Annotated in this window: 10 protein-coding genes; 5 read left to right on the top strand and 5 right to left on the bottom strand. The window is 48.5% G+C overall.

Going from position 1 to position 12,482, the window contains the following annotated elements:
- Positions 1-137: 137 nt before the first annotated feature.
- Complete coding sequence (locus tag NOM72_RS09835; RefSeq protein WP_255999094.1) at positions 138-1,034, bottom strand: DMT family transporter; 897 nt, start codon at positions 1,032-1,034, stop codon at positions 138-140.
- Positions 1,035-1,078: 44 nt separating this feature from the next.
- On the opposite strand from NOM72_RS09835, the gene NOM72_RS09830 reads away from it, so the two are divergent.
- The 5 genes from NOM72_RS09830 to NOM72_RS09810 all read left to right on the top strand — a co-directional run bounded on the left by NOM72_RS09830 (position 1,079) and on the right by NOM72_RS09810 (position 8,156).
- A complete protein-coding gene (locus NOM72_RS09830; RefSeq protein WP_255999092.1) occupies positions 1,079-3,196 on the top strand; it encodes a DNA topoisomerase III in 2,118 nt (705 codons plus the stop codon).
- Positions 3,196-3,615 carry a hypothetical protein gene (locus NOM72_RS09825; protein WP_023467641.1) on the top strand — a complete coding sequence of 140 codons (420 nt, stop codon included), beginning with the start codon at positions 3,196-3,198 and terminating at the stop codon, positions 3,613-3,615. Before NOM72_RS09830 ends, NOM72_RS09825 begins: the two co-directional genes overlap by 1 nt.
- 71 nt (positions 3,616-3,686) lie before the next feature.
- Positions 3,687-4,139, top strand: coding sequence for a hypothetical protein (locus NOM72_RS09820; protein WP_023467642.1), 453 nt, complete (start codon positions 3,687-3,689; stop codon positions 4,137-4,139).
- Between the two features lie 208 nt (positions 4,140-4,347).
- Positions 4,348-6,903 (top strand): sensor histidine kinase, encoded by a 2,556-nt coding sequence (locus tag NOM72_RS09815; RefSeq protein WP_255999090.1) that lies wholly within the window; start codon positions 4,348-4,350, stop codon positions 6,901-6,903.
- Between the two features lie 143 nt (positions 6,904-7,046).
- A complete protein-coding gene (locus tag NOM72_RS09810) occupies positions 7,047-8,156 on the top strand; it encodes an MFS transporter (protein WP_255999089.1) in 1,110 nt (369 codons plus the stop codon).
- Positions 8,157-8,208: 52 nt separating this feature from the next.
- On the opposite strand, the gene NOM72_RS09805 is transcribed toward NOM72_RS09810, so the two are convergent.
- From NOM72_RS09805 to NOM72_RS09790, 4 genes are all read right to left on the bottom strand, one after another.
- A complete protein-coding gene (locus NOM72_RS09805; RefSeq protein ID WP_035398227.1) occupies positions 8,209-9,381 on the bottom strand; it encodes an MFS transporter in 1,173 nt (390 codons plus the stop codon).
- Positions 9,382-9,495: 114 nt separating this feature from the next.
- On the bottom strand, positions 9,496-10,524 hold the full coding sequence (locus NOM72_RS09800) for an ABC transporter permease subunit (RefSeq protein WP_058712917.1): 1,029 nt from the start codon (positions 10,522-10,524) through the stop codon (positions 9,496-9,498).
- Positions 10,524-11,384 (bottom strand): ABC transporter permease subunit, encoded by an 861-nt coding sequence (locus tag NOM72_RS09795; RefSeq protein WP_058712916.1) that lies wholly within the window; start codon positions 11,382-11,384, stop codon positions 10,524-10,526. The genes NOM72_RS09800 and NOM72_RS09795 overlap by 1 nt, the downstream gene beginning before the upstream one ends.
- A gap of 28 nt (positions 11,385-11,412) precedes the next feature.
- The gene (locus NOM72_RS09790) at positions 11,413-12,480 is read right to left on the bottom strand and encodes a DUF58 domain-containing protein (RefSeq protein ID WP_255999087.1); all 1,068 of its coding nucleotides are present in this window, start codon (positions 12,478-12,480) and stop codon (positions 11,413-11,415) included.
- Between the last annotated feature and the right edge of the window lie 2 nt (positions 12,481-12,482).

Genomic DNA, 12,482 nt, shown 5'->3' with positions numbered 1-12,482 from the left:
ACAGCGCATAAATGCGCTTGTTCCTGTAGGAGTGGCGTGTGACGCGTCATTCTTTTTGTTACGAGATAAGGATGGCAGATCATCATTCTGCCACCCTTATCTTTGTAGAGACTGACTTTTGAGTCAGCCCCTTGTCATTAGGAAGATTGACTAGTGGCACTCTCACGCTGGGCGAGTTGTTCGCGAATATCGCGTTCGTTGCGTCGGAGGAACAATCCGATTCCGATCAATAGTAAAGCGGCACCGGTGATTTGAATCCATGTCAGCTTCTCATCGAACAGATAGTATCCGAAAATCATCCCCCAAACCGCTTCACCAAGAATCGTGATGCTGATGATACTGGCACTGACACGAGCGAGCGCCCAGTTGAATAAATTGTGACCGAGTAACGTCGGGAAGACGGCAAGAAGAATATACAGCCACCAATCCTGTTGGAACGCAGCAACGAGATTCGTTGATTGAATCAATGATAACAAAAGCAAGACGAGCGACGCGACAGCGTAGACACCGAACGAATAGAGGTTCGTCGAGACGCTCGTGCGGACGTGTTGACCGAGCAGCCAGTAACCAGCGACTAAAATCGTTGCGAGCAAGGCAAGACCGTCCCCGATCAAGGCGCGCATGCCGACAGCGATATCTCCATAAGCGACGAGACCGCCACCAAATAAGGCGACAGCGACGAACAGGAGTGCTTTGCGCGACGGGTGTTGTTTGAAGAATAACGCGTTACCGGCCAGGACAAAAATCGGACTCGCGGTCACGAAGAGCGTCGAGCTCGCAACTGTCGTATAATCAAGAGAGAGGAACCACAGCCAAAAATGACCGGCGAGCAAAATGCCACTTAACAGCATATGCCGGATCGTCGACGAACTGAGTTGCAACAGTTCCTTCAATCGAATGAGTGGGAGCAACAACAAGGTCGAAAACAACATGCGGTAAAAGGCGACAGCCTCGATCGGTGTCTCCGCCCACTTGACGAAGATTGCCGATGTTGAAATAAAGAATAAAGCCATGAATAACGTAAAATAGGGCATGGGTACCTCCACATGTCTGAAGTAAGGAAATGAGGGTGAAGCGTGTGCAATTGATCATTGCTGAAAAACCAAAACAAGCGGAAAAACTGGCAGCTCCGTATCCATCGGTGAAGCGGGACGGCTACATTGAAATCAAACCATGTGACCGGTTTCCACAAGGAGCAAAACTCGCTTATGCGGTCGGACACTTATGTGAACTGCAGGAGCCAGCGCATTATGACGCCAAATGGAAACGATGGAACTACGATCATCTGCCGATCATCCCGGAACGATTTGATTACCGACTGGCAAAAGGCAAGAGTAAACCATACCAGGTCATCAAGAAATTATTGAATGAGCGGACGACGACTTCCATCATTATAGCATCGGATGCCGAGCGAGAGGGAGAGGCAATCGTCCGATTGATCTTACGTCTCGCGAACAACGCAAAACCGTTGCAACGACTCTGGATTTCGAGTCTGACGCCTCAAGCCGTTGACCATGGTTTTGCGAACCTGCTCGATGGCAAGGAAACGGAGAACATTTTTCACGAGGCGATGAGTCGCGCTTGTGCCGATTGGTTGATTGGGATGAATGCGTCCCGTGCGTATACGACGTTACTGAAGAAGAAGGGCATCGCCGACGTCTTTTCCCTCGGACGGGTCCAGACACCGACGCTTGCACTGATCGTCGAACGGGAAAAACAAATCGAGAATTTTCGACCGGAGACGTACTACGAAGTCGAGGCGGATTTTACGCAATACAAAGGAAAATACATCAATGCGAAGAAACAGACGAAACTGAGTGACCGGGACCAGGCACAAGCGATCGTGGATCGGACGAAAGGAACCGGAGTCGTCGCATCAATCGAGAAAAAGCGGCAGACGGAACGACCACCGTTTTGGTTCAGTTTGTCACTCTTACAAACAGAAGCGAGCCGACGGTTTGGTCTCGGTGCAAAAGAGACGCTCGATATCGCGCAAAAACTCTATATCCGTGGTTGGATCAGTTATCCGCGAACGGACTCTTCCTTCGTGACGAAAGAGGAGGCGGGACAGTTCCCGGTCATTCTTGATCGGTTATTGAAGCAAGCGGAATATAGCCCAATCAAGGATGTCCTGACGAACAATCCGGCTAACGATAAACGCTACGTCAATCCGGCAAAGGTCAGCGACCACTATGCGATCATTCCAACAGAAGAGGCGGGTGCCGTCGCGAAGCTCTCTGGACGAGATGCGCAAGTCTACGATTTAATCGTTCGCCGTTTCCTTGCTGCCTTTGCACCGGACGCCGTCTCGGAGAAGACGGAAATCGTGACGACGCGTGAGATGGACCGTTTTTTGACACGCGGCAGTCGGACGATTGATCCGGGCTTTAAACAGGTCTTACAAATCGAGTCAAAAGAAGTCGAATTGCCAGCCGTCGAACAAGGACAAGAGATGCCGATCAAAGGCTGTCGTCTGCTCGAGAAACAAACGGAGCCGCCGAAACGCTATACGGAAGGGACGCTCATCCTCGGTATGAAAACAGCTGGTAAGTTGCTTGAAGACGATCTGCAAGCGATCATGAAGGAAGTCGAGGGACTCGGGACGGAAGCAACTCGTGCCGGGATCATCGACGGACTAAAACGGCGGGAATACATCAAACTCGTCAAAAAAGAGATTCATCCGACGCCAAAAGGTCGGATATTGATCGATGCCGTGACGGGGAGTATTCTTGCTTCGCCAGAGATGACAGCGAAGTGGGAGAGCCGTCTCGAGCAAATCGGTAAAGGGGAGGCATCTGCTGCCCAGTTCATTGAACAGGCGAAAAAATTGTCGGAGCATCTCGTCGTCGATGCCAAACAACGAATTGAACAACTCGCCGTTGATCCGACACAAGTCAAAAGCAAGTCCCCGCGGGGTGCAACGAATCGTCCGGTCGGTCCGTGCCCGCTGTGTCAATCAGCAGTGCTTGATCGTGGGAAGTTCTATGGCTGCAGTGGATATCAAAAGAACAACTGTGGCTTTACGTTACCGAAAACGATCCTTGGTGCCCGACTGACGCAAACGGAAGTCAAAAAAGTACTAGCGGGTCAAAAAACAAAGCCACTCGAGATGAAAAAGAATGCGCGCCAGTTTAAGGCGATGCTCTATCTCGAACGTGATCAATTAAAATTCGAATTCACGAAAGGGGAAGACTGATGCAATACGAACTGATTCAAAATCAAACGTTTCGTCCTGTCTTTGAACGACTGTTACAGGAAGGGCGCCGCTTGACGGTCTGGTTTCCGGATCATATCGAGGTACAGTCGGCAGAAGGACTGGTCGAAGAAGCAGAAGAACTGTTTGGTGTGACTGCGGAAGTGATCGATGATCCACAATCATTCGGAAAACACATCCTACTTCCGTACTTGACGGAAGTCGAGCACCGGGAAGATGGATTCATCCGCTACGAAGCTGAGCTGACGGAAGAGTTACGCCAACTCGTACGCGAATTGACCTTACCGATGCTGACGGAAGGCGACTTCGAAGTGTTGTATTCATATCAAATCGAGACGGAGACGGAACGCTTCTTCGTTGAAGACTGGTTCCAAGCTGACTTACAAAAACTACCTAACTAGGTGAAACTTTCTTGAAGAGGATGACGTAGGATAAGTGATCGTCATCATTCTATTCATTTGGAGGGTTCACTATGTTCACAGTAGCATTCATGGAAAGCGAATTGGGAGGCGACGGCTTCTTCTCGGGCATGCCGATTTTCATGGTCGGATTTTTTGTTCTCATCATCGGTTTCATTCTGTTTGGAGTCATCTCTGCAGCCTCAAAGGGAATCTCAACGAATTCATTGACGCAACAACTGCGCGAGCATGCGGCGCGTCTCGTCAGTCCGGATGAATCGGATGCACAGAATTACGTCGCTTACTTAGAAACGTTGACAAGTTTTCCAGTGGAAAAGACGAATCTCGAACCGTTTCGGATTGCGACTGGCATCTTAAGACTCGTCCAAGGAACGGATCAAATTTCCGAAACGACGAAAAAACAAGTCGTCGCTCAGTACTTACGGCTCGGTATTTTGGATGCGGATCATTTAGCGGACGAACAGCCGGTCCGGAGCCATAGCCATAGCCATCACCATCATCATTAAAAAAGGGTCCTGAGGGGCTCTTTTTTTGTTGAAAACGATCGAATCGTGACATCTAATTGTCATATACAACGATTTAGATTAAAGTTGTATGAAATTGAAATCTTTTTGAGCAGAATGCTGTGTATCGGTTGAAAAAAGTTTACAATGAATGGACGGGAATACCTTTATTGCTGGAGAAAGATAAAGGGAAAGGAGTTGAATTCCTTTAATGAAAACATGGCTGAATCGAACGATTGGACGGCAAATCATGTCTGCGTTTTATGTGATTTTTCTGACACTGCTGCTAACGACAGGTGGTGTCTACCTATATACGAAACAACAGGTGGATGAATCACGCCAAGAGTTAAAGATGTTAAACGAACATCGGACACGGGCGACGGATTTGTACGAATCATGGCAAAGCATGCAGTACGAGATGCGTGGCTTCGTCTTGCTTGGTGACGAAGAGATGTTAAAAGAAATCGAAGCAAAGAAAAATGGCATCAATCAACAAACGACATGGTTCGAGCGCAATGCACGCTTCAAAGAAGAACGGCAGTATGCAACGGACGCACGGGAACTCTATACAGCGTATACCCAACGCGTCATGCCGAGCCTCGTCAATTATGTCACGGCGAAAAAAGACGGCAAAGTGACGGAACCGTTCTTGAAGATGCCGACGCTTGGAAAGGTCACAAAATCAAAACCACTCGATCCACAGCGGAAGTTTAACATCAAGACGAAGAGTGCGGCTGATATGAGTTCAAGTATCGTTGATATGGAGACGGTCTTCACAAAATATCGTAATTCCTTAAACGATCAAGAGATGGCAGCGCAAGAGCGACTTGGTAAACAAGTCAACTCGTCGCAAATTCTCGGAGCAGTCAATATCGCAATCCTCTTATTGATTACTCTCGTTTTCGTCCGACCATTCGTCCGCCGCTTGACGCGTCAGTTGCGTCAGTTGAACCGGGAAAGTGGACGACTCGCTAAAGGTGAGGATGCGACACCAATCGTCATCACGAATCGTCAAGATGAGATCGGTGAATTGACGACGACGTTCAACCAGATGGCAGCCGCCATTTCCGGGCAAAAACATCAACTCGTCGCAAGTAACGACGAACTACAAAGTCAACAGGAAGAATTAATTGCCCAGCAAGAAGAGCTTCAATCGCAACAGGAAGAACTTGAAGAAGCGCTCGACATCACGTTACGCAACGAGACCCATTTGCGTTATCGCAATGAGTTGACCGAGACACTCGCTTCTCGTGAAACGTTGACGGCATATCCGGCAATCATCGAAAAATTGATCACGATCACCGATGCGGAGCTCGGAGCGATCGTCTTCCTAGAGCAGGACCGCTATACGAATCTCGTCTCGTACGGGATGACGGCAGCTCAGGAGCACCAGTTATTACATGCTTCGACGTCATTACTCGAACGCACACGTCAAAACAAGCGAGCCGTTCGCTCGACGAAACAAGTCGCGAGTCATCATCCGCTCCCGTATCCATACACGATGTACGAAATCGTCGTACCGGTGATGGACCCAGCAACGAACACGATGATTGCAAGCATTTATCTCGTCCGTTACCGGGATGCTTTCACGGAAGACCAGACAAATGAAATCTGGTCGTTCTCCCGTCAATTGGCACTCTCCTTGCTCCGGATGCGCGTCTTCGAAGAAGTCGAACGAGAACGGGAAAAGACGTCCAAACTTCTCCATTCGATTCGGGAAGCGGTCATCTATATCGAAGGAGAGACGATTTTTGCCAATAAACCATTGCTCGCTTTATTCCATCATCCGGCGCACGATCAAGTGGCGGAAGAAGGATTGATGACGCTCGACGTCAAAATCGAAGAGTTGGCAGTGCAGGTCGATCAACATGAGGCGTTCTTAACCTACATGGATCATGTCTGCAGTCAGGAAATTCCGACGGAGAGCTTGGCGTTGTCCTTAAACAAGGAAGAGCGATTCGTCACGCTGTATGCAGAGGAAATTCATTACGGTGGTTGTTTCCGCGGTACGATGCTCGTCTTACGTGACGTGACGGCAGAGACGGCGATCGACCGGATGAAATCGGAATTCGTCTCGACCGTATCGCATGAGTTGCGGACACCGCTTGCCTCGATTTACGGCTATACGGAATTGATGCTCGCGCGCGACGTCCAGGAATCAAAACGTCAACGGTATCTCGAAACGATTCATGCGGAAACCGAACGGTTGACGAATCTCGTCAACGACTTCCTCGATGTCCAGCGCATGGAATCGAGTCAGCAACAGTATGACTTTAAACCGCTTGATCTGACGAAAGTCATTCAGGAAACGGTCGAGTTCCATACCGCTTCGGCAAAAGATCACGAGCTTGTCCTTGATTTTGAAGAAACGACGACGGGTCGGATTCATGCCGATGAACAAAAAATGCGCCAGCTGTTCACGAACCTGATCAACAACGCGATCAAGTATTCACCAGATGGTGGTCAGATCACGATTACGATGCGTCAAGTCGAAGACCGGGTTCAGTTGAAGATCGAAGACGAAGGGATTGGTATTCCACGTCACGCGCTACCACAACTGTTTAGTAAGTTTTACCGAGTCGATAATTCGGATAGTCGAAAAATCGGCGGTACCGGACTTGGTCTTGCGATTTGTCAGGAAATCGTTCGTTCGCACGAAGGAATGATTCATGTTGAATCAACGGAAGGTGTCGGGTCCGCGTTCATCGTCGAACTACCGATCGTCCAGTCCGTCGTACCGGTCACGGAACCGGTGGAGGATTGTTAATGTCAAAAACGTTCTTTGATTGAAAAATCAAAGAACGTTTTTTGTTGGTTTCATCTGCAAAACGGGAATTAACTACTATCAAACAGAAAGGAAGTGAGGAGATGCGGCGAAGCAGATGGCCTTGTTAAGTCCGACGATCACTCATGCTTTGGATCCTGATCGAAGCCAGTAGTTCGTTCATTCCAGCTTATGTGATTGAACGCTTTTACTGGGAAGACCGGGGAATGAGCATTGCCGACGTCGTCATCGCAGAAATCGTCTTTGCTTGGGTCATGTTGATTGGTGAGGTTCCGTTCGGTTTGTTATCCGACCGGTGGGGTAGAAAGCCGTTCATTCTGGCTGGTTTCGTATGTGAGTGGTTATCGTTTACGGTGTTGCTTGAAGCCTACTCATTACCTGCTTTCCTCTTGGCGATGGTCCTTGCTGGCATCGGTGGCGCAGCACTTAGTGGAGCGCTTGAAGCCCACGTCTATGAAACATTGCGAATGCAAAGGATAGAAGAGCGATTCGAGACGGTCTGGCGAGTGATTTCAATCGGTGGTTTATTGACATCAGGACTCGCGGCACTTGTCGGAAGTTACGCCGTGCGATCGGTAGACTTGATTTGGCACTATCACGTGTCCTGGTGGGTATTGCTCGGAACAGTACTGCTGACGTTTTTCTTAAAGGAAGCATCGCGAGAACAAGACGGAGAGACGAGTTCATTAAAGACATTGCTCAAAGGATTCTCGATCCAGCGCGTTTATGTTCGGATCCTTAGCCTCGTCTTGTTATACGCAGCAACGATTGATTTCGTTGATGAGTTTTGGCAACTCTATTTGCGTGACCAGTCGATACCGATGATCTATATGGGTCTCATCTTCGTGTTGTTTCAAATCATGCAGGCAATCGGTGCGTCCTTGTCACGGTTTCGGTCACCCATCGGATGGGCGATGATCTATATCGTGTGTCTTGCCGGATTGTCGGTTGCCTCTCCGCTCGTCAGTATCGGTTTACTCGGTATGCTGTACTTGTGCTATGGCTGGGCTGAGCCTTATGTGAACACTGTCATCCAAGATGTTGCGCCGACAAATGGACGCGCAACGTTTACGTCGCTGATCTCAGTCATTGAACGTTTAGCTGTGCTTGGAACCGGTACGCTATTCGTCTTCGTCGAACGTGTCTTCTCGCTTCAGATGACCTATGCTGCGCTCGGTCTCGTCTCACTTATATTGCTTCTGTTGTATAGTGTGACGCGAACGCGTCAGAACTGAATCAAAAAAAGGACAAAGGTGCATTGACCTTTGTCCTTTTGACTGTCATTTATTACGACACGTGTCGTTGCTCCTGAGAGGAACGTGCCAATACCTGGCGAGCCGGTTGCCACATCAACAAGGAGAGGGCTCCTGCGAGCGCATAGACAAGCTCGATCGCAAACAGATCGGCAAGCCATCCGAACAGCAGACTACCGAGACAGAAGCAGAGTGCATACACGGTTTGTTGCACGCTATAGACATACGGTAACCGTTCGAGTGGTGTCGTCGTCTGCAACAACGTATTAATCTCGATCGCCCGGACCTGACTTGCGAAGCCTTGGAACAGACAAGCGATCACGGCAAGTGTGACGATTGGAGCGAAAGCAAACAAGAAGGTCGCCCCAATCGAAAAGGCGATACTACAATAAAGCAACGAACGCGTTCCACGACGACGTAACATCATGTAACTACCGGCGATCATGCTCAGCAGATAGAAGGCATTTAGAATGCCCCACCAGCGTTCCGATAGCTGGAAATGTGTATCGATGTAGACGAGAAACAGAGCAGAAATCCACGCCGTACTGACGAACGCATCGATTCCGACGAGGTAGGTGTTGGCTTTCGCGAAAGAATGCGATCGCGTGTAGCGAATACTCGACCGGAAGGAGACGTCTTCTTCTTCCATCGAAGGGTCGGGTAGAGAGCGGACACTTCGATAGAACAGATAGCTGATGAGACTGGCACCTAAAAACAGACCAGCCGAGACGGACAAGACGGAAAGAGGCGATAACCAGCTGACCAGGATGGCGCCGAGCGGCCACATGATAAGTTGAATCACTTGATTCGAACCTTGTACGAGACTGTTAGCTTTCTGGACATCCTGACACAGTCGAGGGATGAAGGCACTTTCGATCGGACGAGCAAATCCATCGAAGAAAGCGATACACCCAACGAGTGCGAGGATAAGTGGCAGTGGTAAATCAAATCCCCAGATGATGCCTAATAGAATCGTCTTGAGGAGTTGACTGCCGAATAACAAGGAGGCATGGGGAACACGTTGAGCGACTTGGGCGAATAAGAAGCCGCTTCCTGTCATGCCTGCTGTGACGAGAACGGGAAACAGGGCAGCGAGACTCGCTTGCCCTGTCGTTTGATAGATCATCGCGATCAGGGAGACGATATAGAGCGCATCTCCCGCATTCGCAATCCATTGACTGACCAATAAAAGCGTAAACCGGTTCATTCTGAATGACCTCCATATCGTACGTATTTAGTTAGGAGTGAGAATTCAGAATGACTTACATTGGACGCCCTCATTTCATGTTTTTTTCTAGTGTAAGAGGAAAAAAATGGATTGTCAATCAGAATCGTGACGGGAGTTCCGGGCAACGAGTGTAAAGGGATCGACCATCGACGTCGCAGCGGCTTCGTCTTGAGCACGAGATGCCGATAGCTTGATTGGTTTTAGTTGCTGGCGGAAGCGGAAAGCCCGTTCGAGTCGACTCATGAATAGATTGCTGAAAAAGACGACTAATGCTAGCCCAATCAGTGGAACAAGGAACATATGATTGAGCCAAGACGTCGCTGAAAACTGGTTATAGTAATAACCGAACATCGAGGACCACTCAAAAATCGTTGGGGCAGTTCCTACATGTAAATTAACCGTTCCAGCGAAGAAAATTTTGAAAAGTGATAAGTGAACGAGTAACATCAACGTTTGGATGAACTGTTGCATAAAAACGATTGTCAACGTTGGAACAAGATGTGGCCAAATGTGGCGTCTGAACCGATGCCACGGACTGCCACCAAGCGTCTGGGCGACAATCATGAACTCTTGACTAAGTAACTGACGGGTCTCAGCAATCAGATAAAGCGATAAAGAGGGGAGACCAAGCAAAATCAAGACGATCAACTCGAACGATACACGGTCGAACAACGGTGGGATAGCAGTCGAATCAAAGAACGTAAGTGATGGAAGCAAAAGGAGCAACGCGACAAGAGAGAGCGGTAAAACTAAAAATCCATCAAGAATAAGTTTTAAGTATCGATTGACGCGAGCACTTCTAAAAGCTAGCGGAATCGCAATCACTAGCGAAAGAAACATTCGACCGAGCGCAACAATCATACAAATACCGGCTGTCCATTTAAATCCTTCAATCATCAATTGAAAGAGGTCATAGCCAGAGCGGTCTGTACCGAGCCATTGATCACTTGACGGTTTTAGTGGTGACGTCGCAAGGAACGTACCGTCTTCAGCATACCGGTTCGAGATTTGATCGACTTGACCATCACGGAAGATCGTATTTCCAAAACTAAGCAGCAGTAAACCAGTAAGTAAAAATAAACATAGCCAGAAGACAGGATCTCGCATCAAAGTACGACGCATCAAATCCCCCCTTTCCAGGCGTTAGGAATAAGCCATTCTGCCAACAAATCAATGATGAAAATCGGCAGATAGATTAAAAACAAGATGACCATCAAAATCGGCATTTGTCCATTATAAAAGACGAACCGGAACATACCTTGGACTTCGAATGTGTATTCAATGATCACGAGACTCGATAAGACCGTAATGATATTCGCTCGGAAAAACAGATAAAACCGATAGATCACTGTCGGAATCAAGTGTTTCCAGAAAAGAGCGGCAGGATGAATGCCTTTAGCCCGTGCGAGTTCAAGGAAAGGAGCAGCTTCCTGTTCGAGTACTTGCGTCGTCAACCATTTGATGAAGAAGAATAGTGTTGTCAACGTTAGGGTAAGAATCGGTAAAAAACGAATGTACTCAGCATAGGATCCCGCAATTTCGATTTTGTCATACCCGGTCGTTTTAAACAGATAAAGGACAAGGAATTGTGAAAGAATGATCCAGAACAAATCCGGAACCATCTCAAGCGTCCGCGTCGTCTGCTTCAGCATCATGCGTGTTTTGCGACCGCTCCGATAAAACAAATAAGCATAAAAAATCGCACACACAGCGGAGACCAGCATAGCTGTCGTAAAGATGATCAACGTCTCTTTAATAAAGGGACTGATGGTAGGAAGCAACAAGAATTCCTTTTGAGCGGTTACGTTGAAATAGGTGATCTCATCAAGTTTCGTTAATTGAGCAAATTGCTGTTTCAGACCTTCCCAGTAGCTTGCTGGGTTGAATTTCATTTGCGCGACGAGCGCCGGAAGAGCGCTGATCGCAATCAAGACAAAAAAAGCCACGATGAGCTGAATTGATTTTCGGGCGATAAACACCATGAGGTAAAAAACTCCTTTCTTTGGATCCTCAGCCGATGGCGAGGATCCGATCATTGCCAATCTGGATCAACTGACTGTTCATATGTTTACGGCGCAGTACGTAGCGTTCGAACTGTTGTGTTGCGATGAACGAATCACGCGTCGAGACCGTCGAGAGCGTCATCAGGACATGTTTTAATTGTGGTTGTCCTTCTTGTAATGAGAGATGCGTCATTCGGTTCGCTCCGTCGAGTCGATTGAGGAACAGTTCAATCTTACAGCCTTCCTTGATCAATTCACTAATCAAGAACGCCGCTTGTTCAATGAACGTCTCAAATTGTTGGTGGAGACCATAACCGCTCGGGGCCGATAAGTTCAAGGCAATCGTGAACGTATCCTGATTGCTCGTTTCGAACACTTTCGCCTGCAGACGACCGGTCTTCGCCGTCGCATACCAATCGATCTCTTTTGACGGTTCCGCCGTATAAGGTTTTGCACTAAGCTGAACCAGTTTGTTCTTGAGCGGTGAGTAGCGGTCCGGTCGATCACCGATCCGTAAACGTTGTAAAAGAAGCGGCGTCGCTTGCGCTGTCAAGGACGGCAAGACTGTAAACGACGGATACGTATCGAACGTGAAGAGATAAACGCCCATCTTCCACGGCAAACGAATCGTCAAGATGATCTCATCGAATTCGGCTGGTCCACGACGAACCGTCTGAATTGGGATCGTCACTGCGTCTTCAGAGTCAATCACTGCATGAAACGTCGCCGGGTGAAGTGGATCCATCTCCGGAAAGATGACTCCACCATCCGTGTGCAAACGAAGTGTCGCTTCGAGTCCAAGCTGACTCAAGGATTCGACACCGAAGACTTGTAAATGGAGTGTCGTCTGTTCCTGGTTGAACATCAATGATTCATAGTGCTTCCATTCAATTGCGACGTCCCGTCGGAGCTGCTTTTCTGTTCGCCCGACGACGAAATGAATCGTCGCCAAGGCTGCAAACAGGAAACCGAGGACGGAAAGACGCGGAATGAAGAGGAAGATGAACGTCATCGTGACGTACAGTGGAAAAAGTCGGCGTTCAAGCCAAAACGGGACGGAACGTTCAATCTGCATGA

This window comes from Exiguobacterium sp. LL15 (assembly GCF_024436095.1).
In the GTDB taxonomy this organism is placed as follows: Bacteria; Bacillota; Bacilli; order Exiguobacteriales; family Exiguobacteriaceae; genus Exiguobacterium_A; species Exiguobacterium_A indicum.
Note: the sequence above shows the minus strand (reverse complement) of the source record. Positions and strands in the feature narration are given on the sequence as shown.